The sequence below is a fragment of the Paraburkholderia fynbosensis genome (genome assembly GCF_902859935.1).
In the GTDB taxonomy this organism is placed as follows: Bacteria; Pseudomonadota; Gammaproteobacteria; order Burkholderiales; family Burkholderiaceae; genus Paraburkholderia; species Paraburkholderia fynbosensis.
The window spans coordinates 481,763-505,521 of record NZ_CADIKI010000002.1 but is presented as its reverse complement, the minus strand read 5'-3'; the positions used below and the strand labels follow the sequence as shown (position 1 = coordinate 505,521).

The following is a 23,759-nucleotide window of genomic DNA, read 5'->3' as shown; positions in this document are numbered from 1 at the left end:
CGTCACCGTGCGAGGATCACGCTGACGTTGCTGCCGCCAAACGCAAACGAATTGCTCATTACGTATTGCGCGCCCGCGCCCCGCGACAGGAAGCGTTCGCTTTCCACGAGGTCGAGCGCCGGCAAGGCGGGGTCGGCCTCGCCGTCCCACACGTGACGCGGCAGTGGCACGTCCTCGCGTGCGAGCGTGAGCCACGCGAAGCCGAGTTCGGTGGCGCCCGCCGCGCCGAGCTGGTGGCCCGTCAAGGGCTTGGTACCGCTCGTCGCGACGCCGTCGGGAAACACGCGCGCCATCAGCTTCGCTTCCATTGCGTCGTTCTTGCGTGTGGCGGTGGCGTGCAGGTTCACATAGTCGAGCGCAAACGGTCCGATGCCCGCATCGGCGAGCGCTTCGCGCAACGCCAGCTCGGCACCCGCGCCCTGCGGGTCTGGCGACGAAATATGATGCGCGTCGCTCGATTCGCCGAGGCCCGCGAGACGCACCGCCGCTTCGTCGCGGCTCATCAAAAACACGGCGGCACCTTCGCCGACGTTGATCCCGCAACGGTTCACGCTCATCGGATTGGTGCGCACACCGCTGGTCGATTCGAGCGACGCGAAACCCTGCAGGGTCAATTCGCACAGCGAATCGACCCCGCCCACCACCACCGCATCGCACAGTTGCAATTGCAGCAAACGCCGCGCCGACCCGAAGGCTTTCGCGCTCGACGTGCACGCGGTCGAAATCGTGAAGGCCGGCCCTTGCACGCCGAGCGCGGCGGCGGCGAACGGCGCGGCGGTGCCGATCTCCATCTGCCGGTAGTTGAAGTTCTCGGGCAACTGGCCCGCCTGCGCGTGATAGACGAACGCGGCTTCGGCCGCCTCGATGCCCGACGTGCTGGTGCCGAGCACCACGCCGATCCGGTGAGCGCCGTAACGTTCGCGCGCGGCGTCGATGGCGGGGGCGATCTGCGCGAGTGCGGCCAGCAGCAGACGGTTGTTGCGGCAGTCGTAACGCACGAGGGCAGCGGGCGGCGCAAGATCCAGCGGCGCCAGCACGCTGCCGGCAAACGCGTCGCCGATGCCGGTATGCACGTTCGCCATGCCAGGTGCGCGCGTCGCGGCGAGCGCCGGCACGATCTCGTCGATGTTGCCGCCCAGCGCGTTGATCATGCCGAGCGCATGCAAATAAACCGATGGCGTCTTCATGCCACCCTCCTCGATTCCGATGGCATGCCGATCGGCGCGAGCAGCACCGAGACCGCGATGCCGAGCGCGAGCGTCGCGCCGAAGCTCTTCAGCGCGGGCATCTCGCTCATGCCGAGCATGCCGAACGACAACAGCGTGGTGGCCGCCGACAGCAGCACGCCGGTCCACACCGCGCCGAGATCCGCGTGCGCGCGCAGGCAGCCTTCGCGCAGGAACACCGCATAGTTTGCGCCGACGCCGAGTACCAGCATCAACGCGAGCCAGTTGAACAGGTTGAGCGGTACGCCCGCGTAGCCGAACACCGCGAGCGTCACGCCGACTGCGAGCGCCACCGGCAACGTGGTGGCGATGCCGCCGCGCAGGCCGGCTGCCGGGGAGACCGTTTGCCGAGCGTCGGACGCAGAGGCCGTGTTCCGGGCGTCCACCGAAGAGGCTTCACGTTGCGTGGGCGCGAGCCGCGCGTCGGGTTGCGCGGCCCAGGAGAGGTCTTGCTCTGAGGCGTTTTGCAACACGTTTTTCTGCGGCGTGTGCCCCAAGGCGGCTTCATTCGAAGCGCTACCGAAAGAGGCTTTCTTCGGCGCGTATCGCACGATCAGCAATACGAGCACGAGTGCAAGCGCCCCGCCGAGCCACCAGCCGCTGTCGACACGATACGCGCCGAACAGTTTCGACACGCTCGCGGCCTTGTCGACGAACGCGACGCCCGGCACGCTTTGCGCGAGCGCATTCAGTGCGGGCGCGTTGTGCGGTGTCACGCCTTGCGGGATCACGACGGCCGCATAGGTTTTCGCGGCCGGGTCGACTTCGCCGAGCCACAAATGCCGGTATGGTTGCGACCACGGCGCGGCCAGCCAGCGCTCGACGGTGAGCGGCGCTGGTGGCTTCGCGTAAGCGGCGAGCCAGGCATCGGCGACTTCGTCCTTGAAGCCCGCTTGCAGCAGCGTCGCGCGCAACGCAGCGGGATCGTTGAACACATGCTGCGCGAGCAACGCGCGGTCGTCGTTCTGCCGCTGTGCCGACGGCACGAATTGCGCCACCGACTCATAACCGCCGACCTGGTTCGGCGTACCGTCCAAGCCGTCCAGTTTCGCGCCCAGCGCTTCGGCGCGTTGCAGCACGACTTCCGGCGTCGCGCCGCGCACGACGAAAAACTGCGCGCTGTTATCGACGCCCACCGCATCGCGCACCTTGTTCTCCTGCGCGACGAGCGACGGGTCGCGCTGGATCAGCAGATGGATATCATCGTCGCTGGTCAGGCGCAGCCAGCCGGGAATCGCGGCGATCAGCAACAACACGGCCACACCCCATGCGCGCCGTCCGCCCATCGCGCGATGCCAGAGCGTCAGCAAACGTGCGGCACCCGCGAACACGCGTTGCGGGCTGCGCTTCGGCGCGCGGGTCAGCAGCGTGGGCAATAGCGACAGCACGGACGCGAATGCGGTCGCGATGCCGACCATCGCGAAGCACGCGATCTGCTTGAGCGCGGGGAACGGCACCCACAGCAGGATCGCGTAGCCGAGCAGGCTCGTCAGCAACGCGACCGTCAGCGCGGGCCGCACCGTGCGCGCGCCGCGCCGTGCGTCCCAGTCGCGCTGCGCGCCGAGATACACGACGAAGTACTGGATCGAATAATCGACGGCCTCGCCGATCAGACTCGCGCCGAACACCAGCGTCAGCAGATGCAGTTGGCCGAATACCAGCAGCGTGGCCGCGAGCGCGCAGACGATGCCGAGCGCCGTCGACACGAAGCCGAGCAGCAACAGGCGCGGCGAGCGGAACACCCACATCATCAGCAGCGCGATCCCGCACAGCGACGCGACGCCGATCAGATGCACTTCGCGCTCGGACGCGCTGCGCGCCGACTCCGCGTAGAACACCGCGCCGGTGCGCGCTACCGACACATCGGGGAACGTCTGCCGCAACGCGCTTTCGCCTTGGACGAGCGCCGCGTGCACCGCGCGCTGCGTTTGGGTTTCGTACGCGGAGCCCCGCAATGTCGCGACGATCAGCACGCTGGTCGCGGCCCCGCGATGCGCCACCAGCAGGTTGTCTTCGATGTCGAGGTTCGACGTCGCGAGCGGCAGGCCGCTAAGCCAGCGTTCGAGCCAGCCGAACGGATCGTCGGCGAGCGACGTGGTCAGGCCGCCGTGTAATGGGCTGTAGATGCGTTGGGCGAGGGTGCCGCGCAGGGTCGAGTTGGCTTGGGGCGCTGCCTTTTCCGAGGCCGCCCCTCCCGCCAGCGCCGCGCGATCGGCCGCCGTCAACAAGCCAAAGCGATATGGCATGTACAACGCAGCAATCTGCGCGAGATCGAACGGCGGCAACTCCGCCGTCACCGAGCCGAACGCCCCGCTCTTTTGCAACGCCGCGCCAAGCTGCCTCGCCGCCGCTTTCGCGTGCGCGCCGTCGTTGCTCGTGACGAGCAGCACGGTGCGGTCGCCGAGCGCGCTCGCCAGCGTGTCGACCGCTTTTTCGGCGACCGGGTCCGCCTCGGTGGCGGGCAGAAGCGCGAGCAGATTGGTCTGCAACGGCGACGGCCCCGCGAAGCGCCACGCGCAATACAGCGCCGCGATCAGCGCGAGCAGCAGCCACGCGGCGCGCACGCCCCACGTCTGTTTCGCCGACCGCTGTCGCGGCATGTGTCGCACGTCCCGTATATTCATTACGGCGCTCCGAGCAGGCTACCTTCAGCCGCCGTCGGTTCGCTCACCGCCGTACTCCTGGTGAACTCTAGCTTCGTCACATCGCCGTTCGCCAGCGTGATGCGCAAGCTTTGCAGATAGTCGCCGCCCTCCATTTCCAGACGCTTGATCGATTGCGCGATCTGCGGCTGATTCGGCGTCAGCTGCATGCGCCATTGCGCGGTGCTGCCTTCGGCCTGCACGTCGAATTGCGAGTACAGCGCCGACAAGTCACCGCCGAGCATTGCGCGCATCATCTTCGAGACCTGCGCGACGCCGCGCGTGCCTTGCGCGCCGTGGGCGTTCACGCGCCGACCGGTGGCGTCGATCTGCACGACGCCCGCGTCGGTGATCACATAGGCGGCTTGATACGGCGTGTCGATCCGCCAGAGCACGCCGCGCTCGCGCAGGAACAGCAGCGTGCCGTTGCTGACGAGCGGCTGTTTCATTGCGGCCAGGGTCTGCGTCTGCGTGAACTGCGCGCGCACCCCCTTGGCCTCGGCGAGGTGCGCGGCGATCTGCGAAACGAGCGCGGGGTTGCCAGCGGGTGCGGTGGCTGCCGCCGGTGCCGCCGTTGCGCTCACGGCTGGTGCCGGCCACGCCATCACGCCAACCACGCCGATCAGGCTCGACACGCTCACCATCAGCGCACGCAATGTCATCGTCCCCATACTCGCTCCAGCTTGTCGAACACGACTGGTGGCGAGACGAACTGCAACTCCTGGGTCGCGGCATCGACCGCGACCTGGATCGTATAGCCCTTCGTCAGTCGCGTACCGGATTCGCAATCGACAATTTCATAGCCTATTTTCAGACGGTTTTCGTGTTCGAGCAGTTGCGTGCGCACATCGAGCTTCTGACCGTAGACGGCCGGGCGCACGTACTTCAGATGCGCCTCGACGATCGGCCATAGATAGCCCGACGCCTGCATTTCACGGTAGTCGTAGTCGAACGCGCGCAGCAGCGCTGCACGGCCGATCTCGAAGTACTTCAGATAGTTGCCGTGCCAGCACACGTTCATCGCGTCGACGTCGTGAAACGCCACTTCGACCGTCGCGCTCGCGCTCAGCACTTTGGGCGTTCCGCTCATGCGTTCGCTCCCTGACCATAGCCGTCGAGCAGATCGCCGGCGGCGATGCGCGCGGTCAATGCGCGCAGCTCGCTCTCCAGCGCCCGGTCCTCGGCGACGAACGGCGACACCGCGCCCACCTCGTCGATAAACCGCCGCAGCGGCGCCGGCACCGGCGTCGTGCCGTCGGTCCGCAACCGCAGCCGCGCGGCCTGCACCGTCGCGAGCGTATGCGCGGCGGCCACCTGTTCGGTCAACTCCAGCACGCGTAAGCAGTCGCGTGCGGCGATCGTGCCCATGCTGACCTTGTCCTGATTGTGCGACTCGGTCGAGCGCGAAAAGACGCTCGCGGGCATCGTGTTCTTCAACGCTTCCGCAGTCCATGCCGACGACGAAATCTGCACGGCCTTGAAGCCGTGATTGATCGCGGCGCGCGCGGCCTCGGCGCCCGACAGATTGCGCGGCAAGCCGTTGTTGAAATTGACGTCGACCAGCAGCGCGAGTTGCCGGTCCATCAGATCGGCCAGATTGGCGATCGCGACCTTCAGCGCATCCATCGCGAACGCGATATGCCCGCCGTAGAAGTTGCCGCCGTGCAGCACGCGCCCGTTGTCGGGATCGATCAGCGGATTGTCGTTGGCGCTGTTCAATTCGTTCTCGACATCGCGGCGCACCCACGTCAGCGCATCACGCGCGACGCCGATCACGTGCGGCGCGCAACGAATCGAATACCGGTCCTGCAGACGATGCCCGGGCGTATCGTCGCGGCCCCTCAGATCGTCGCGAATCCACGCGGCTGCTTCGGCCTGGCCCGCGTGCGGCTTCACCTCGAACAGCGTCGCGTCGAAATGCGCGGCACGGCCGTCGAGCGCGACGGTCGAGAGCGCCGTCAAACGCGCGACGAGCCGCGTCAGATGATTTGCGCGGGCAAACGCGAGACAGGCGAGGCCTGTCATCACCGCCGTGCCGTTCATCAGCGCGAGGCCTTCTTTCGGTGCGAGCGTGAGCGGCGCGAGGCCGAGTTCGGTCCATACGTCACGCGCATCGCGCAGCGCGCCGTCGAACTGCACGTCGCGTTCGCCGGCAAGTGCCGCCGCCACATACGACAGCGGTGTCAGATCGCCGCTCGCGCCGACCGAGCCTTCGGCCGGAATGCGCGGCAACACGCGATGATTGATCAGATCGGCAAGGCGTTCGAGCAACACCGGACGTACGCCGGAAAAACCATACGCGAGCGAGTTCAGGCGCGCGGCGATCACCGCGAGCGTTTGTGCGTCGTCGAGATACTGGCCCATACCGCAGCCGTGATAACGCATCAGTTGCAGCGGCAACGCTTCGACCAGTTCCATCGGCACATCGACCACGCAGGCGTCGCCGTAACCGGTGTTCACGCCGTAGACGGTCGCGCCCGCGGCCAGATGGCGGCGCAGAAACTCCGCGCCGCGCTGGATACGCGCGCGCCATGCCGGGTCCGCGCTCAGCGCGACCGGTGCGCGCTGCCGCGCAATCGCGACGACCTCTTCGATCGTCAGTTTGCGCGCGCCGATCACGACCGCCGCTGCGTGTCGATTCACGCCGGCTTGCGTATTCGTGCCGGCTTCGCTCAGATCATGTTCGGCCATTCGCGCCTCGCTTGGGGCTGGCCCAGAAATCGAAGAAGTTGAACCATTGATAGGGAGCCTTGCGGCAATAGTGTTCGAGACGTGCCGCGTAACGCTGCGCCCACGTGGCGAGATGCTGCGCGCGTTCGCGGCGCGGCAATTCGATGCGTTCGGCGAACGGCTCGAAATACAGACGATAACCGTCGTGCTCTTTCAGGCAGAAGAACAGGTAGACCGGGCAGCCGAGCGCGTGCGCGAGCACATACGGACCTTGCGCGAACGGCGCGCTCGCGCCGAGAAACCGCGCATCGGTGGTACGGCCCGCTTCGTGCGCGGGCACACGGTCGCCGACGATCACCAGCAGCTCGCCGGCATCGATGCGCTGCTGCATCAGCATCGCGGTCTCGGGTCCGAAGTCGCGGACTTCGAGCAGATGCCGCGAGAACTCGCTATTGGCCGACGCCAGCACGCTGTTGAAGCGGCGCGCGTGCTCCGTGTAGACCACGGCGGTGACCTTCGCGTGAGCACCGTGTGCGGCGAGCGCGCGGGTCATCTCCAGGTTGCCGAGATGCGCGCCGATGACGAGTGCGCCCTTGCCGCTCGCCAATAATGCTTCGAACGCCGAACGATCTTCGAACGTCACGTCCGAGTCGTCGAAGCGGCCGGACCACGCGGCGAGTTTGTCGAAACCCGACTGCGCGAACGCCAGCATGTGACGATACGCGGACAACCACCCCGGGCGCGGCGTTTCGTCTTGCGGCGCGGCCGCGCCGAGATGCCTGAAGTATGTGCCCGACGCCTCGCGCGCGGCGCGTCCCGTCAGCAGGAAGTACGCGACGACCGGATGCAGCCAGAGCCCGGTGAAACGGCGGCCGAACAGCTTGCAACTGAGCGCGAGCAAGGCCATGCCGAGGTGGCTGCCGCGTTCGGCGATCCGCCACCAGGCCTCGTCATCCGGTTCATCGCGTTGTTGTGCTTCGTGCGGTGCATCCAGGGGCGCGGCGCGGCGCGGCATCAGCTTGTGCGCGAGCAGCATCGGCAGACGCCACAGCATGCCGAACACGAGCCGCGTGTGGCTGCGGCTGATGCGCACGTTGTCCCACAGCACGTCGAAATGCGACACGCCGTCGGCGGCATAGGTGACGCGCGTCGGAATCGAGCGGAACGCCGCGCGCCGCCAATGCAGGCGCACGAGGATCTCGATGTCGAAGTCCATGCGCGTGGGCAACGGCACACTGTCGATCAGCTCGCATGCGAGCGCCAGCGGATAAAGGCGGAAGCCGCACATCGAGTCGCGGATCGTCAGCGACAGCGTTTCGATCCACACCCACACGTGCGTCAGATAGCGGCCATAAAGGCGCGCTTTCGGCACGCTCTCGTCGTAGACCGGGCGACCGAGAATCACCGCGCGAGGCTCGGCGCGCGCGGCGTCGATGAAACGCGGCACGTCGGTCGCGTCGTGCTGGCCGTCGGCGTCGATCTGCAATGCGTGCGTGTAGCCTGCCTCGCGCGCGGCGCGCAGCCCCGCCATCACCGCCGCGCCCTTGCCGCCGTTGACGGGCAGCCGCAACAGCGTGAGTTGCCCCGCGTAATGCTGCGCAAGCGCGGCGAGCACCTGCTGCGTCGCGTCGTCGCTGCCGTCGTCGACGACGAAGATCGGCAGGCGATGCACCGCGAGATGCGCGACGCTCGCGCCGATCGCGTCCTTGTGGTTGTAGATCGGAATGACGATGCAGGGAGCGAACTTCATCACCCGGGCTCCCGATAGACGATCACGCCCGACGCGCATTCACGGCCCTCCAGCCGGTACGCGAACTGCACGCGCCGGCGTGCGGCGTCGTGGGCCAGCGTGAGCTTGAGCACCGCGCCCGGCGAAACCGGCGCCATGAACTTGAGCCGATCGATCGACGCCACCGCGCGCACGGCCGGCAGATGATCGGCGGCAAGGCGAACCGCCCAGTCGACCTGAACCACGCCGGGCAGAATCGGCAGCCCCGGGAAATGGCCGGCGAAATACACGAGCGTGGGCGGCACGCGCAGTTCGTAGTGCAGCGTGTCGCCGCTGTGTGCCCGGGTCAGCGCTTCGGCCAGCACTTCCATACCTTCGGCGCGCGCGCCGAAAGCGGCCGCCACCGCGCTGACCGGCAGCTTGCCGCGCGCGTCGAACGGCAAGCTCAGCCGGAAACGCCAATGACGCGGCAGCACCACCACGTCGACATAACCGGCGAGATGCCGGCGCAAGGTTCGCGCGAGCAGCACGCGGCCTTCGTCGCGCAAGGCCACGCTGCCCGCTTCGGTCAGTGCGACCAGCGCGCCGACGCGTTCGCGCGACGCGCCGGCGAGCGGCACGAGCGCCGCTTGCGCGACATACGGATGCAGCGCGAGACGCGCTTCCAGCTCGGGCAGCGACACGCGTTTGCCGTCCAGCTTCAGCACACGGTCGAGCCGGCCCAGCAGACGGAAGCGGCCATGCTCGTCGCAGGCGATCTGATCGTCGGTGCGGTGCCAGCCAGAGTGACCGAGATGCGGCGAGCGCACGTTCAACGCGCCATCTTCATCGCGGCGAATTTCGATGCCGCTCACCGGTTGCCACGCATCGGTCCGATCCTGACGCCGCCACGCGATGCCGCCCGTCTCCGTGCTGCCGTAGATTTCGAGCGGCGCGGCGCCGTAAGCCGCAGCGTAGGGCTGCGCGGCATCGAGCGCGAGCGGGCCGCCCGACGAAAAGAAGGCGCGCGGGGCCGGCAGCAACGACGCGAAGCCGGGCAACGCGGGCCAACGCGACAACTGCGCGGGCGTCGAGACGACCACGGTTGCACCGCATTGCTCGATGCGGCTCTGCAAATGCAGCGGCTCGAGGCTGATCGCCCGGTCGAACGCGCGGCCGGCCGCCAGCGGCCAGAGCACGCGAAACAGCAAACCGTAGATGTGATGATGCGGCACGCTCGCAAGCATCGTCGCGTCGCCGACCAAAGCGCCCCACTGCTGCTCGAGCGTGTGCACTTCGGCGTCGAACTGCGCGAGCGTCTTGCGGATCGGTTTGGGGCTGCCGCTGCTGCCGGACGTGTAGAGCGTCAGCGGGGCTTGTGGGTCGATGAAGTGTCCTGTGCCGACGGTTGCGCTGGCGTCTGCGCCCGCTTGCCGCGCGAACGGCGGCAGATCCGCATCGGTCAGCATGGCATCGTAGGCGTCGGCGAGATCAGCGAGATAGCCGGGCGTCGCGTTGGCCGGAATCACCGGTTCCTTGCCGCACGCGAACAGCGCGAACAACGCACAGGCGAAGTCGAACGGATCGTCGATACACAACGCGTAGCGTTGCGCGGCCCGCGTTTGCACCCGTGCGATCCATGCCGCGACGCGCGCGCGAAACGCCGCGCGATCGAGCACCTCGCCGCCGTCCCGGCACACCGGCGTGTTCGACGATGGTTTCCCGCAAACCGAAAGCAGATCATGCAGCGCGATCATGCCGCCTCCGAACGCGCGGCTCGCGGCAACACGACCAGATAACGCCAGATGAGTTCGGCCACGAGCAGCACGCCGATCAGTCCATAGGCAATCGCGCCGTTATACAACGACCAGCTCGCGCGGCTCCAGTACAGCGCCGTGTAGGCGGAGAACGCGCCGTTCAGCACGAAGAACGCGCACCACACCTGCGTCACGCGCCGCGTGTGATGGACCGCCGCGGGCGGCAGATCCGGATTGCCGAGGCGCGCGAATTTTTCGATCATCGACGGGCCGCGCACGAGCGTCGCACCGAACGCGATCAGCAAACCAAGATTGACGAGCGACGGGTAGAGGCGCAACAGCAGTTCGCTATCGGTGACGACGATCGCCGCCGACGCGACACTCAGCAAGCCGACCACGCCCCAGTCGATCGCCGACAGACGCCGCAGCGAAGCCGCGACCGGGCCGCTGCCCGCCCAGCGCTGCAGCCACAAAATCGCAAACAGCATGCCGCCGACGAGGCGCGGCTCGTCCCAGCGCCACGCGCACAGAATCAGCGCGGGATACGCGAGCTTGAACAGCACCTGCACGACGGTCTTGCCCCAATGGCGCTCAGTGCCGGGCGTCGCCACGGCAGCGTCCGGCGGCGCCGCTGCCACCCGCGAGCGCGCGAGCGGCATCAGCCCTGGGCCGCCAGCAGAGATTCGACCGCACCGATCACGTCGCCGACGGTGCGCACCGACTTGAATTCTTCCGGCTTGATGCGGCGGCCGGTCATTTCCTGCAGTTTGATCGCGAGGTCGACGGCGTCGATGCTGTCGAGATCGAGGTCTTCGAACAGATGAGCGTCGGGCGTCACCTGTTCGGGCTCGATGGCGAAGTTCTCTTTGAAGATCTCACGGATGCGTTCAAGAATCTCTGCGTCGGACACGGTTTATTCCCCCTTCTTTGCGGTTTCGTTCGCTGCGTGCGCCGCTTCGCGCTGACTCTCGACCAGCGCGGCTAGCGTGCTGATCGAGCGAAAATGTTCGCGCGTGCGTTCGTCATTGGCCGCGATGGTCAGTTGGTATTGTTTGCGCAGTACGATGCCTATTTCGAGCGCGTCGATCGAATCGAGACCGATGCCGTCGGTGTCGAACAGCGGGGCATCGTCGTCGATATCGGCCGGGCTCAGGTCTTCCAGATCGAGCGCTTCGATCAGAAGCTGTTTAATTTCCAGTTTTAAAGAATCCATAATCGAACAGGTGCCGGGTAATGTGGGCTTCGACGGCGCTCGTCACGCTGCGCGCCGCCAGAGCCGGTGCCGTGTCATGCGCCGCGAACTGCTCGACGCCGAGCGGATCGAGCACGTTCACGCGCATCCGGAACGCGCGCGCCGGCACGTCGTACCAGCGCATCTGCCGGGTGAACGCGGGCGGATCGCAATCCATCAGCACCGGCACGATCGGCGCGCCGACCTTCAGCGCCATGTGCGCGAAGCCGCGCGAAAAAGCGTGCAGCCGGTTCGGCGCGGGACTGCGCGTGCCTTCGGGAAAAATAATCATCGTGTAGCCGGCCGCGAGTTGCCGTGCGCCCGCTTCGATCAATTCGGCGGGGTCTGCGTTGCTGACGTATTGCGCCGCGCGCACGATCCCCCAGAAACACGGGTTGCGCCAGTGCGCGTTCTTCACGACGCAGCAGGCGCGCGGCGTGAGCGACAGCAGCACCATCACGTCGAGGTAGGTCGGATGATTCGCCACCACGATCGCCGGGCCGCCGGCGCGCAGCGCGTCCGATCCCGACACGTCGAGCGCCATCACGCCGATGCGCCGCAACACGGCGACCAGCGCGCGGAAAAACCAGTGGATCACGCCGGTCACCGCCCGCTGCCGCGACGCGCGATGCGGCCACAGCCATGCGAGCGGAAACACCAGCACGGAAAACAGCATGCCGCACACGCCGAATATCACGAAGGCCATGCCGGTCGCGCAAAAACGCCACAGATAATCAAGCCGCGCGGTCATGCCAACTCCAGTGCCAGATGATGTCGGCGCGCTGCCAGCATGCAGGCTGGCCGGTTTCCAGACAGTGCAGCAACGCCTGGCTCTGGGTCGCGAACGACGCGGGCGCGGGGGTTGGAGCGACGCCGGTGCTTGCGCGCGCGCCCGCGTCAATGCCGGTTTCGCCGGGTTGGGCTGCGCCGGCTTCGCTTACGCCGCCGAGCCGCCCGGACGTCTGATCACCGACGGCGCGCGACAGGGAGCACACCATATGCCCAGTCGCCGCCTCGCCGTCGAGCAGAATGGCGAGCGCGCCGCCCTGCACTTCGTCTTCAATCGTGCCGTAGGCGGCGTCGGCCGGTTCGTCGGCGTACACCAGCAAGACCGGCGAGTCGGACTGCGTCGCGTATTGCGCGTGCGCTTCCAGCAGCGCGTAACCGAGCGTTTGCGCGCCGGCCGAAATCGCGCTGGCCGCCGAGCGGTCGCCGCGCGCGATACCGAACACGCCGGTCATGGCGTTCAGCACCGACAGGCTGAAGGCGGTCGGCGAAACCGGTTCGCCAGCGCTGATGCTGCGCAGGATGTCGGTGGTGCGGCGCAATTCGCCATGCCGCGACGCGAACACCACCCGGACCGCGTCCTGCGCGACGCAGTCATGCGCGACCTTCAGCGCGACTTTCGACAGCGTGCTCAGACGACGCCGCACGATCGGCTCGATAAAGCCAATATCGGGTGCGGCAGATGCGGTGGCCGGCCAGCTAGACCAGCGACCGACCGGAATGGTCCAGTGCAGATCGGGCATATCGGTGCTTGCGCGTTGAAACGGGGGAGAGGCTCAGGCGCCAGACGGAACACGAACCGTCGCGGCCTGCACACGCCGCGCGGATCGGCGATCTCCAGCCGGTGGGCAATTTTCTTATAGGGTCGCGCATTAACGGCACTTGCCCTAATTGTTAGAGGCCTGTGACGTTGAGTCAGATGAATCGTCCGAGGCGCTCCTGGTCGCCGGAATCATACTGAATATTCTGGATTAAATCAGCCACAAAAGACGTATCCATCTGTATCCGTATCGCCGGTGCGACAGGTGGCTAAACCGTGCCGGGCCGCCGCATTGACATTTGCGCCCCACGCCGCGATCCGGCTGAAAGTCCCTTCCGGCATGTTTCGGATCAGGCCGGCGGCCCGGTCGGAAACGCGTGATCTGCGCGAATACTTTCATTCGACTTTCTTCACAGGTGTTTCAGATCCGAACATTTGCACACAGGCCAAGCGTTACGGCGGGCCCGGTATGCGAGAAACATTTCCCTCGCTCGACCCGCTCATTGCCCATCCGCCTGAGCAACGCGCGGTCGCCGCGCAGCCCGCTCGCGCAATCCGACACATCCCTGGCTGCTATACTCCGTCGCTCATTGGGGAGTAGCCGCCCCGCGGCATTGCGCACCGCTGTACCCGGTGCGTCGAACGTGCGGTTCGCGGGGGCGCCTGTCAACAGACTTGGCCTGCATGGCCATGGCAGCCGCAGCCTCTGGCCTGGCGAGACCGATGATCCACACACGCGCCGCAACAGGGCCCGGCGTGTCGTGGGTCGTCGCTCGTTCACATCTCGGCCCGAGGAACCCTCACAATCGTGAATCACGCTTTTCTCATTTCGACTGGAGCGGTCGCGCTCGCCGAAATCGGCGACAAGACACAACTGCTCTCGCTCGTGCTCGCGGCCCGCTACCGCAAACCCGTACCGATCATTCTCGGCGTGCTCACCGCGACCCTCATCAATCACGCGGGTGCGGGTGCGCTCGGCGCGTGGCTCGGCTCGCTGGTGACGCCGACCATCATGCGCTGGGCGCTGGCCGCCTCGTTCATCGCGATGGGCCTGTGGATCCTCGTGCCGGACAAGCTCGACGAGGACGAAGCCAACACGAACCGCACGCACTTCGGCGTCTTCGGCGCGACCGTGGTGGCGTTCTTCATCGCGGAAATGGGCGACAAGACGCAGATTGCGACGGTCGCTCTCGCCGCGCGCTTTCACGATTTCTTCGGCGTGGTGGCAGGCACCACGCTCGGCATGATGATCGCCAACGTGCCGGCGATCCTGCTCGGCGACCGCTTCGCCCACCGCCTGCCGACCGGGCTCGTGCACGGCATCGCGGCAGTGCTGTTCGTGGTGCTGGGGGCGATGGCGTTGTTTGGGGTCGGCGTTTAGGCGGCGCTCGGGCGGCGCCTGTGCGGTGTTCGGGCGGCACGGCGCGCTCGGGTGCATCGCACTAGCGTTGCGCTTCGCTGCACGGCCAGCCTGTAAAACTCCGGATCGCGTAAGACGTCCTGCTTCTCAAGACTGCACAAACGGAACGGCCCGGCAGGGATAACCCGCCGGGCCGTTCTTATTGCGCTTCCACCTGCGCCACGCTGCCCGTCGCCTACTCCGCCGCCTTGGCGCCCGACGCCGGAACCGGCACCCCGGCCGGCGCGCTGCCGGTCGCGACCACTTCGTTCGCTGGGCCGCCGCCCTCGCCGCGCGGAATCTTCACCGTATGCACTGCGCCATTGCCGAGCGGGAAATCGGCCAGCGCGCTGCGCGCCAGATACGGCATCGCCCTCACCAGCGACGACTCGCCGCCCGAGTTGCGGGCCGTCACGTTGTAGACCTCCTTGCCGGTCGCGCGCTCGGTGATCCGTATGCCCAGCAGATGCGTGAAAATCGGATAGGTCTGGTTCACATATGTGGCCGGATACGGACCCCACGGTCCCCACGGATCGAACGGCCGGCCCCAGTACGGCGACGGCCACGGGTTGTAGTACACCGGTTGCGCAACCGTCACCATGTCCGAGCGGATGCCGTACGAGAGTCCGACCAGATAGCGCGCTTGTGCGCCGTCGACTTCACGGAACGCATGCGCCGCGAGTTCGCTGGCGACCATGCGCTCGTAGGTGGCGAGTTCGAGATTGTTCTGCTGATCCGGCGCCCGCGTGAACGCGAAGGTGCGGGTGGCGTCGCTGCCGCTCCAGTCGGAGAACGCCGTGACCTGAGTCGTCACGTAGGTCGTGCAGCCGGACAGGAGCACCGCCAGCGCGGCCAACAGCAGCGTGACGCGGCGGGTCCATCGATCGATATTCATGGTCTACCTCGTGAGGCCTTTGAATTGCCCATTATCGCCAGTGATGACCGCTGCGTCGAACGCGCACGCGGCTTTTTCACGCGCGGGTGCCCGATAAGACGCTGACTCCGCGAACCGGTAAAAAGTTCGCTCCGCACGATTGCCCGAGGCTTTGTACAATGGCCCGACCAGCCCGGCTTGCGTGCCCTTCGCGCGCCTGACCGCTCGAGTACCAACACTACAGAACGCCATGGCCGATACCGCAACGCCCAATGTGATCCGCCGCGCCGATTACGCGCCGCCCGCCTTCCTGATCGACACCGTCGCGCTGGAGTTCGATCTGGTTCCCGAACGCACGGTCGTCAGGAATACGATGCGCGTGCGCCGCAACCCGGACGCGTCCCGCGCCGCGCATCTCGAACTGATGGGCGAGCAACTGGAGTTCGTCGGCGCGCAAATCGACGGCCAGCCGTTCGCCAACGCGCATGCGCACGAGCACGGACTGCTGCTCGACAACGTGCCGGACAGCTTCGAACTGACGCTCACCAGCATCTGCAATCCGGCCGCGAACACCACGCTGTCGGGCCTCTATGTATCGGGCGGCAACTTCTTCACGCAGTGCGAGGCCGAAGGCTTTCGCCGCATCACCTATTTCCTCGACCGCCCGGATGTGATGGCGACCTTCACGGTCACGCTGCGCGCGAGCCAGGCCGACTATCCGGTACTGCTATCGAATGGCAATCTGCTCGAAGAAGGCGAGTTGCCGGACGGCCGTCATTTCGCGCGCTGGGAAGATCCGTTCAGGAAACCTAGCTATCTGTTCGCGCTGGTCGCGGGCAAGCTGGTCGCACTCGAAGAACGCGTGAAGAGCGGCTCGGGCAAGGAAAAGCTGCTGCAGGTGTGGGTCGAGCCGCACGATCTGGACAAGACCCGTCACGCCATGGATTCGCTGATCCATTCGATCCGCTGGGACGAAGAACGCTTCGGGCTCGAACTCGATCTGGACCGCTTCATGATCGTCGCGGTGAGCGACTTCAACATGGGCGCGATGGAAAACAAGGGGCTCAACATCTTCAACACGAAGTACGTGCTGGCGAACCCCGAAACGGCAACCGACACCGACTTCGCGAACATTGAGGCGGTGGTCGGCCATGAGTACTTCCACAACTGGACCGGCAACCGCGTAACCTGCCGCGACTGGTTCCAGCTGAGCCTGAAGGAAGGCCTGACGGTGTTCCGCGATCAGGAATTCTCGGCCGACATGGCCGGCGGCGCGACGGACGAAGCCGCGCGCGCGACCAAGCGCATCGAGGACGTGCGCGTGCTGCGCCAGATGCAGTTTGCCGAGGACGCGGGTCCGATGGCACATCCGGTGCGTCCGGAAAGCTACGTCGAAATCAACAACTTCTACACGATGACCGTCTACGAGAAAGGCTCGGAAGTCGTGCGGATGTATCAGACGCTGTTCGGCCGTGACGGCTTCCGCAAGGGCATGGACCTGTACTTCAAGCGCCATGACGGCCAGGCCGTGACCTGCGACGACTTCCGCCACGCGCTCGCCGACGCGAACGGCCGCGACCTCGCGCAGTTCGAGCGCTGGTACAGCCAGGCCGGCACCCCCCGGGTGTCCGTGCGCGCCCAGTACGACGCCGCGCAGCGGCGCTACAGCGTGACGCTGCGCCAAGGTTACGGCGACGCTCCGGCGGCCGCGCGCGAAACGCAAAAAGGACCGCTGCTGATTCCGTTTGCGATCGGCCTGATCGGCAAGGACGGCACGGATTTGCCGCTCAAGCTGGAAGGCGAAGCGAAGGCGTCGGCCGCCACCACGCGCGTGCTCGAATTCACGCAAACCGAACAGACCTTCACGTTCGTCGACGTCGCGCAGGAGCCGCTGCCGTCGCTGCTGCGCAATTTCTCCGCGCCGGTGATCGTCGAATACGACTACTCGGCGGACCAGCTCGCGTTCCTGCTCGCGCACGACAGCGATCCGTTCAACCGTTGGGAAGCCGGCCAACGGCTCGCCACTCGCGAGCTGATGGCGCTCGCCGGCCGCGCGGCCTCGGGCGTGCCGCTGCAACTCGACGACTCGGTGGTCGCCGCGTTTGCGCGCGTGCTCACCGACGAAACACTGTCGCCGGCGTTCCGCGAACTCGCGCTGATGCTGCCGTCCGAAGCGTACCTGGCCGAGCAGATGGCCGAGTCGAATCCGGCGGCCGTGCATGCCGCCCGGCAGTTCGTGCGCAAGCGTCTCGCGAATGCGCTCAAAAACGACTGGCTCAAAGTATATGAGCAGCATCGCACGCCGGGCGCCTACGAGGCGACGCCCGAGGCGGGCGGCCATCGCGCGCTGAAGAATCTCGCACTGTCGTATCTCGCGGAGCTGGACGATCCCGCCGAGGCGGTGCGCCTCGCGTCCGCGCAATACGACGCGGCGAACAACATGACCGACCGCGCGGCGGCGCTCTCCGCGCTGCTCAACGCGGCTGCCGCCAACGGCGGCAGCGTTCAGGCGCAGCAGGCGCTCGACGACTTCTACCGGCGCTTCGAAAAGGAGCCGCTCGTCATCGACAAATGGTTCGCCTTGCAGGCCACGCAGCGCGGCAGCGCGCAACGTCCGGTGATCGACATCGTGCGCAAGCTGATGACGCATCCGGCCTTCAATCTGAAAAATCCGAACCGCGCGCGTTCGCTGATCTTCAGCTTCTGTGCGGCGAACCCCGCGCAATTCCACGCCGAAGACGGCTCGGGCTACGCGTTCTGGGCCGATCAGGTGATCGCGCTCGATGCGATCAATCCGCAAGTGGCCGCCCGCCTCGCCCGCTCGCTCGAATTGTGGCGCCGCTTCACACCGGCGCTGCGCGAAGGCATGCGCGCGGCGCTGGAGAAAGTGGCGTCACAGGTGAAGTCGCGCGACGTGCGCGAGATCGTGGAAAAAGCCTTGGCCTGATCGCCGCCTGACAGCGGCACTCGCTTCGACAAGCCGGCACGCGTTGCCGGCTTTTTTTGTCCTGAGTTAGGCGCCGGCGTCCGTACTTGGCGAAGTAGGCGTTAGCCATCTGGACGACTGTTCGTCTGACGCCGGCGGGGCGAAAGCAAACGCATTCACTTAACGGCTTGCGTTTAACGCCATGCGTTATGTGATCTCTATGATCACGACATTCGGCGACAAAACTACTGCGAGAACCTTTCAAGGCGAGTTCGTGCACTCATTGCCGCGTCACATCCAGACGCTCGCACGCCACAGGCTGCGGATGATCGATGCGCCGACTCCATCATGAGTCTGCGCGCGCCGCCCAGTAACCGAGCGCGCAATTCTGGCTCAACCTGCAGATCGCCTACGACCTGCGCGTCGCCACCGCGGCGGCCGGCGAGCAGATCGAACGGGAGATCGAACCGATGCCCCGGGCGGATCGCCCGAAAATGCCGAGAGTGTCGGCCGAGCATGCCCGCGCAGCAGCGCTCGCGGTCAGCGTGCGGGGCAGCCACGCCGCCGGCAAAGCACGCCGCAAAGCCTGATGACGCCCGCGCCGCACAGCGCCGGCCGCATCAACGCACGCTCTTCGCGCTTAAAAGCACAGAGCAGACACACCGAGCGGGTAAAATCGGGATATTCCTCTAGCCTTCCCGGAGCACAGCAATGGCTTTGCAACGTCGTACCACTCTCACGAAGTACCTGATCGAGCAGCAGCGCGAGACCAATAACCTGCCAGCCGACCTGCGCCTTTTGATCGAAGTCGTCGCGCGTGCATGCAAGGCGATCAGCTACCACGTCAGCAAAGGCGCGCTCGGCGATGCGCTAGGCACCGCGGGCAGCGAGAACGTACAGGGCGAAGTGCAGAAGAAGCTCGACATCCTGTCGAACGAAATCCTGCTCGAAGCCAATGAATGGGGCGGCAACCTGGCCGGCATGGCATCCGAGGAAATGGAACAGTTCTTCCCGATTCCGGCGAACTATCCCAAGGGCGAATATCTGCTGGTGTTCGATCCGCTCGACGGCTCGTCGAACATCGACGTCAATGTGTCGATCGGCACGATCTTCTCGGTGCTGCGTTGCCCGGACGGCCAGCAGCCAACCGAGCAGTCGTTCCTGCAACCGGGCACGCAACAGGTCGCCGCGGGTTACGCAGTGTACGGTCCGCAAACCGTGCTCGTGCTGACCACGGGCAACGGCGTGAATTGCTTCACGCTCGACCGCGAACTCGGATCGTGGGTGCTCACGCAAAGCGACATGTGCATTCCGGTCGAAACGCGCGAGTATGCGATCAACGCGTCGAACGAGCGACACTGGTATCCGCCGGTCGAGCAATACATCGGCGAATTGAAGGCCGGCAAGGATGGTTCACGCCAGAGCGATTTCAACATGCGCTGGATCGCGTCGATGGTCGCGGACGTGCACCGTATCCTGAATCGTGGCGGCATCTTCATGTACCCCGCTGACAAGCGCACGCCGGACAAGCCGGGCAAGCTGCGCCTGATGTACGAAGCGAACCCGATGGCGTTTATCGTCGAGCAGGCGGGCGGCGCGGCGACCAACGGCGAAAAACGCATTCTGGACATTCAGCCGAAAAGCCTGCACGAGCGCGTAGCGGTGTTCCTCGGCTCGAAGAACGAGGTCGATCGCGTCACCCGCTACCATCTCGAAATAAAAAAATGAGTTAGGGGACTTGCCAAGCTGCTGAAGAAGTCCCTATAATCTCGTTTCTCCTGATGCCGGAATAGCTCAGACGGTAGAGCAGCGCATTCGTAATGCGAAGGTCGGGGGTTCGATTCCTCTTTCCGGCACCATCAAGATTCAAGCAAAAAGCCCAGTCCTTGCGACTGGGCTTTTTGCTTTCTGGGTGTCCATCGACGAGACAGACGCGCGTGCGATCCGCATCGCTCACTACGTCGATCCACGCATCTCAAAATATCGGCTCAGCGCCGAACAATGTCACCGCGCTTTCGTGCAAAGCGGAAACAGGAAGAGATGGGCGAAACATTCGCGCTGATCAACCTGACGCAGGTCGACTGCACGTGCCGGCGAGGAGTCGTCCGCGTCCCGTAAGTTCATTTGAACGGAGTTGTCGCGCAGCCGTCATTCAGAACTCGCTGGCTCGAGCCCTTGTGAACCTGCTTTCCGGTTGAAGCGGTAAAGCTCATACGACGACGTTAATGCGTCAAGCGCTCCGTCGCGCAATAAGAGAATTCCGCGACGCGAACGGCCAATGTTCAATTCGCTCGCGCCAGGAGCAAGTCGGGTTTCATTGACTCCCTTCGGAGCCAGTTCGATGAAAGCGGCCGCGCTGATCATCCTCGAAAATGCGAGCGGTCATATGACTGCGTCATGACGAGGTTGCGGGCCACGATGGAATCCTCCGCCACCGCCGGCTCTTCTCGTGCCTTGCCGTACGCGGCGACCGCTGCCTGCGGCGCCGACGCAAACCACAAGATTCTGCCGGCACATTCGATTCCGACTTGACGTCCTTTCCAGTAGACAGCGTTTTCCATGGAACTTCTCCAAAGAGCGAAGACTGACATCGTCCGCGTCGGGGATAGCCGCGTCCGTTAGCCACCGCACGTCGTGTGGGAGATAGCTCCTTCAAGCATAGGCGGCGGCTGCGTTGAGCGGCATCTCATCCGGTGAGGATGTTTTGGCGCGAAAGCCGAGCGTGGCATCGCGTGCAGAAACGCGGGGGGTCATTCGCGGTCGCGCTTCTAATCTCGCCGACCTGAGTCGGAACATGAATGCACGCCAACGCGCACTGCCGACGCGAAGGCACACCCTCTTCCAGGACAGGCGTGGCCGCCCCTTTGCCCCGCAATGCGCGACTCGGTTCGGCGGGCGATCAGCTGTTTCGCTCGCCACGCCAAGTCGTTCAAGACTTGAGTTCGAACTGATGCCGATTGTGAATTCGCGAGTCTTCGAAGAAAAACCTTAATAAAGGTTAATTTCGTCAACGAAACCGTAAATCAATCGTTTACGAAACAGTAGGGAGACGACGACGATCGAGACTAGGTGCATCGGTAATTAACGAACGTTCAGTCACTTATCGAGAAAATCCTGCCGATGCTGCACCGCACGAAATACGCCGATTTGGTCACACGAAAGTCATCGGCAGTGTGTATCGCGCGGGCGCCAAAGGGGCCTTCGGGCGCGAAGCCGCTGGGACAAGGCGGGGAAGGACACGACGCAGCAGGCCGGACTGATTTTGATTCGCGCGGAAGAATCGCACGACAATAGGCAGACGATAAATTCTATTCAAACACTCTGTTGAAGTGTTGGCTTGTGCCGTTAAAGCAACAGAGAACATCCGACCAGCATCTCACACTGGTGCAAAACAGCGACCGAGGCAGATAATCGGTTGGTAAAGGAGAAAGATCATGGATGCCAAACCAACGAAGATTCCGACCCCGGATAAAGTCTTTTGCCCGGATCCGGAACCCGCTGGCGTCGAGTTTCTGGGTGCCGAATTGCCTGAGCACGTGCGCGCATTTTTCGACGAACAACGTAGGTCGTGCGACTCCAAGTAATTGGACAGTGGCGCGATGCAGCATCGAATTCCGCGCGTAGCGGACGCGCGGTGTGAGCGCGCGTCCCACTAAGCGTCTTGCGTGCGGCGCGCGACGCTAGTTCGGCTCGGCTGAAGCGCGCGCCGTCCGACTTTTCGGACCGCGGCGTCTCATCGCGCGCGCTTCCGGTTCATGCGTCTGACAACCGGACACTGACTGTCGGTCGGACTAAACGCTCCGCGACCGCCGCATCATTTATTCTTCTGGTTTTCTTCAGCGGCCATTCGGCCAAGTCCATTTCCCATGAATCGCTCGTATCGATTTGGCGCATCCTGCGCACTCGCGTTGGCCGCTTGCGTCGCCCTCGCCCCGTCCCCCGCCGTCGCCGACGGCGACGACACGGCGCTCACGAATCTGATTGCGTTGGCTTCGCAGCGCCTCGCGCTCGCGGAACCGGTCGCGCGCTGGAAGTGGGCCAACCATCAGGCGATTACCGATACGCCGCGCGAGAACGCACTGCTTGCCGATGTCGAAAAGCGCGCCACGGCGGCGAACGTCGACCCGGCGTTCGCCCGTGCGTTCTTCCAGGATCAGATCGACGCAAGCAAGGACGTGCAGAACGCGCTGTTTGCGACCTGGCGCAGCACGCAACCGCCGCAAGGGCCCGCGCCCGACCTCGCGACCAGCACGAGGCCGCAGTTGGACCGGCTGACGCAATCGCTCGTAACCAGTCTTGCGCGTGTGCAGCCGCTGCGCACGGCGGACGACTGCCCGTCGCGCGTCGCGCAATCGCTTGCCAACTGGAAATCGCTGACCCGCTACGACTCTGCTCACGCGAGCGCATTGACGCGCGCGCTAGGTCACGTGTGCGAAACGGGCGGCGTGGGCGCGACTGGCTGATCGTGACCGGGGGACGAAGCACGTGGCCCAAGGCGCTCGGCCTGCCGCGCACGGCCGAACTGCGCTCACCTGATTGACTGAACCTGCTTTGCTTTGAGCGGTGAGGCCGCGCGTCAAGCGAGGCTCGAAGCCGGTGCGTCGCTCGAAACGCTCAGTGGCACCACGCGTAGCCCACGTGCAAGATGGCTCTGCAGGATGCGATACGTCGACAGCTCGAATGACCCAGCAACGCTCGACGCATACAACTCGGCCGCCTGCGCGAGCGACGGCGCATGCCCGACGTAGCGCCAGCGGTCGACGACATGGAAAGCCCGCGCCTGCGACGCTTCCTCGCGCTCCTCAAAAACGACCGGCCCCTGAAATGGCCAGGGCGCATCCGCCGGGTCGCTTTTTGTCACGCGCGGAAGCCGGTTATGGCCAGGACGCAGCGTCGCAATCCATTGCGCCTCCGCGAGCATCGCCCCCAGCTCCCCACCGGTCGCACGCCACTCGACACGCCGTACCTGCTGCGCCAGCCGAATATCCTTCGACGAACGCCGCTCACCTGTCAGATGCGAGCGCAACCGCTGACGTACGCGCACGCTTCGCCCGACGTACAGCGGGGAGTCTCCTTCGCCATAAAAAGCGTAGACGCCGCAACCGGCGGGCGCGGTGTCGAGCAGATCTTCCGTGATGTCACCGGCAAGCCGGTAGCGGCGCGTGGTGCGCTCGATCTGCGCGCGCAGCACGTCCAGCGGCACGAGGCCGTGCAGACGTTGCCAGAACTGCCAGATCAGATCGGCGTCGGCGAGCGCACGGTGGCGGTCTGAAGGCACCAGCCCATGACGCTCGACCAGCGCGTCCAGACCATGACGCTTTTCCGTCGGAAACAATGCGCGCGACAGACGCACGGTGCACAACACATCGGGATCAAACGCGAGCCCGGTCCGTCGAAACTCGCCTCGCAGAAAACCGCGGTCGAAACTGGCGTTATGCGCGACGAAGAGCTTGCCGCTCAGGCGTTCGAACAGCGCCGGTGCGATTTCGTCGAAGGTCGGCGCGCCGCGCACCATCGCATTCGTTATGCCGGTGAGCTGCTGGATGAATGACGGAATCGACTGTTGCGGGTCGACCAGAGTGCTCCAGCGCGACACGCCGGCCGGGCCTACTTCGACGACGCCGACCTCGGTAATGCGATGCTCACTGGTCGAGCCGCCAGTGGTTTCGAGGTCGACGAAGACAATGGGTACATCAAGGGCCGGTTCCGGCAAAAACTGTTCGGACATGGAAAGAGATACTTTAGACGCGTGGCTTTGCGGCAAGTATGCCTTAGTTGAC

Annotated in this window: 20 protein-coding genes, 1 tRNA gene, 1 pseudogene and 1 riboswitch; of the genes and pseudogenes, 7 read left to right on the top strand and 15 right to left on the bottom strand. The window is 65.3% G+C overall.

The genetic code is table 11. From position 1 onward, the window contains the following. Positions 1-2 precede the first annotated feature (2 nt). From HV770_RS05290 to HV770_RS05230, 12 genes are read right to left on the bottom strand one after another with little or no spacing between them, the layout of a single operon-like run. Positions 3-1,187, bottom strand: coding sequence for a beta-ketoacyl-[acyl-carrier-protein] synthase family protein (locus HV770_RS05290; protein WP_175158405.1), 1,185 nt, complete (start codon positions 1,185-1,187; stop codon positions 3-5). After that, positions 1,184-3,850 carry an MMPL family transporter gene (locus HV770_RS05280; protein ID WP_246290712.1) on the bottom strand — a complete coding sequence of 889 codons (2,667 nt, stop codon included), beginning with the start codon at positions 3,848-3,850 and terminating at the stop codon, positions 1,184-1,186. The genes HV770_RS05290 and HV770_RS05280 overlap by 4 nt, the downstream gene beginning before the upstream one ends. Then, entirely contained in the window at positions 3,850-4,539 is a 690-nt protein-coding gene (locus tag HV770_RS05275) for an outer membrane lipoprotein carrier protein LolA (RefSeq protein ID WP_175158404.1), read from the bottom strand. The genes HV770_RS05280 and HV770_RS05275 overlap by 1 nt, the downstream gene beginning before the upstream one ends. After that, positions 4,527-4,958: an acyl-CoA thioesterase gene (locus HV770_RS05270; RefSeq protein ID WP_168664760.1), complete on the bottom strand. Its 432-nt coding sequence runs from the start codon at positions 4,956-4,958 to the stop codon at positions 4,527-4,529. Before HV770_RS05270 ends, HV770_RS05275 begins: the two co-directional genes overlap by 13 nt. Beyond that, positions 4,955-6,559: an HAL/PAL/TAL family ammonia-lyase gene (locus HV770_RS05265; RefSeq protein WP_175158403.1), complete on the bottom strand. Its 1,605-nt coding sequence runs from the start codon at positions 6,557-6,559 to the stop codon at positions 4,955-4,957. The genes HV770_RS05270 and HV770_RS05265 overlap by 4 nt, the downstream gene beginning before the upstream one ends. Then, entirely contained in the window at positions 6,546-8,288 is a 1,743-nt protein-coding gene (locus HV770_RS05260) for a glycosyltransferase family 2 protein (RefSeq protein ID WP_175158402.1), read from the bottom strand. Before HV770_RS05260 ends, HV770_RS05265 begins: the two co-directional genes overlap by 14 nt. Then, positions 8,288-10,003 carry an ApeI family dehydratase gene (locus HV770_RS05255; protein WP_175158401.1) on the bottom strand — a complete coding sequence of 572 codons (1,716 nt, stop codon included), beginning with the start codon at positions 10,001-10,003 and terminating at the stop codon, positions 8,288-8,290. Before HV770_RS05255 ends, HV770_RS05260 begins: the two co-directional genes overlap by 1 nt. Continuing rightward, positions 10,000-10,662 (bottom strand): COG4648 family protein, encoded by a 663-nt coding sequence (locus HV770_RS05250; protein WP_175158400.1) that lies wholly within the window; start codon positions 10,660-10,662, stop codon positions 10,000-10,002. Before HV770_RS05250 ends, HV770_RS05255 begins: the two co-directional genes overlap by 4 nt. Continuing rightward, complete coding sequence (locus HV770_RS05245; RefSeq protein ID WP_175158399.1) at positions 10,662-10,913, bottom strand: acyl carrier protein; 252 nt, start codon at positions 10,911-10,913, stop codon at positions 10,662-10,664. The genes HV770_RS05250 and HV770_RS05245 overlap by 1 nt, the downstream gene beginning before the upstream one ends. 3 nt (positions 10,914-10,916) lie before the next feature. Then, positions 10,917-11,216, bottom strand: coding sequence for a phosphopantetheine-binding protein (locus tag HV770_RS05240; RefSeq protein WP_121315440.1), 300 nt, complete (start codon positions 11,214-11,216; stop codon positions 10,917-10,919). Beyond that, on the bottom strand, positions 11,191-11,985 hold the full coding sequence (locus HV770_RS05235) for a lysophospholipid acyltransferase family protein (RefSeq protein ID WP_175158398.1): 795 nt from the start codon (positions 11,983-11,985) through the stop codon (positions 11,191-11,193). Before HV770_RS05235 ends, HV770_RS05240 begins: the two co-directional genes overlap by 26 nt. Next, positions 11,969-12,763, bottom strand: coding sequence for a beta-ketoacyl synthase chain length factor (locus tag HV770_RS05230; RefSeq protein ID WP_175158397.1), 795 nt, complete (start codon positions 12,761-12,763; stop codon positions 11,969-11,971). The genes HV770_RS05235 and HV770_RS05230 overlap by 17 nt, the downstream gene beginning before the upstream one ends. 597 nt (positions 12,764-13,360) lie before the next feature. Then, positions 13,361-13,576, top strand: a riboswitch (yybP-ykoY riboswitch). A gap of 12 nt (positions 13,577-13,588) precedes the next feature. Between HV770_RS05230 and HV770_RS05225 the strand changes: the two genes are divergently transcribed. Further along, positions 13,589-14,161, top strand: a complete 573-nt coding sequence (locus HV770_RS05225; RefSeq protein WP_175158396.1) for a TMEM165/GDT1 family protein — start codon at positions 13,589-13,591, stop codon at positions 14,159-14,161. A 214-nt stretch (positions 14,162-14,375) separates the two neighbouring features. On the opposite strand, the gene HV770_RS05220 is transcribed toward HV770_RS05225, so the two are convergent. After that, a complete protein-coding gene (locus tag HV770_RS05220; RefSeq protein ID WP_175158395.1) occupies positions 14,376-15,074 on the bottom strand; it encodes a DUF4136 domain-containing protein in 699 nt (232 codons plus the stop codon). A gap of 229 nt (positions 15,075-15,303) precedes the next feature. Between HV770_RS05220 and pepN the strand changes: the two genes are divergently transcribed. From pepN to HV770_RS05205, 4 genes and pseudogenes are all read left to right on the top strand, one after another. Then, the gene (gene pepN / locus HV770_RS05215; protein WP_175158394.1) at positions 15,304-18,000 is read left to right on the top strand and encodes an aminopeptidase N; all 2,697 of its coding nucleotides are present in this window, start codon (positions 15,304-15,306) and stop codon (positions 17,998-18,000) included. Positions 18,001-18,356: 356 nt separating this feature from the next. Continuing rightward, a pseudogene (locus HV770_RS38425) lies at positions 18,357-18,569 on the top strand (HigA family addiction module antitoxin); the annotation flags it as partial. A gap of 121 nt (positions 18,570-18,690) precedes the next feature. Next, positions 18,691-19,707 (top strand): class 1 fructose-bisphosphatase, encoded by a 1,017-nt coding sequence (locus HV770_RS05210; RefSeq protein ID WP_175158393.1) that lies wholly within the window; start codon positions 18,691-18,693, stop codon positions 19,705-19,707. 55 nt (positions 19,708-19,762) lie between these two features. Next, positions 19,763-19,838, top strand: a tRNA-Thr gene (locus HV770_RS05205). 501 nt (positions 19,839-20,339) lie between these two features. Here the strand turns inward: HV770_RS05205 and HV770_RS05200 are convergent. Beyond that, positions 20,340-20,540, bottom strand: coding sequence for a hypothetical protein (locus HV770_RS05200; protein WP_175158392.1), 201 nt, complete (start codon positions 20,538-20,540; stop codon positions 20,340-20,342). Between the two features lie 873 nt (positions 20,541-21,413). Here HV770_RS05200 and HV770_RS05195 point away from each other — a divergent pair. Together HV770_RS05195 and HV770_RS05190 are read left to right on the top strand one after the other, a co-directional pair. After that, on the top strand, positions 21,414-21,563 hold the full coding sequence (locus HV770_RS05195) for a hypothetical protein (RefSeq protein ID WP_175158391.1): 150 nt from the start codon (positions 21,414-21,416) through the stop codon (positions 21,561-21,563). A gap of 282 nt (positions 21,564-21,845) precedes the next feature. Beyond that, on the top strand, positions 21,846-22,442 hold the full coding sequence (locus HV770_RS05190; protein ID WP_175158390.1) for a chorismate mutase: 597 nt from the start codon (positions 21,846-21,848) through the stop codon (positions 22,440-22,442). Positions 22,443-22,555: 113 nt separating this feature from the next. On the opposite strand, the gene HV770_RS05185 is transcribed toward HV770_RS05190, so the two are convergent. Continuing rightward, the gene (locus HV770_RS05185) at positions 22,556-23,707 is read right to left on the bottom strand and encodes an exonuclease domain-containing protein (protein WP_175158389.1); all 1,152 of its coding nucleotides are present in this window, start codon (positions 23,705-23,707) and stop codon (positions 22,556-22,558) included. Between the last annotated feature and the right edge of the window lie 52 nt (positions 23,708-23,759).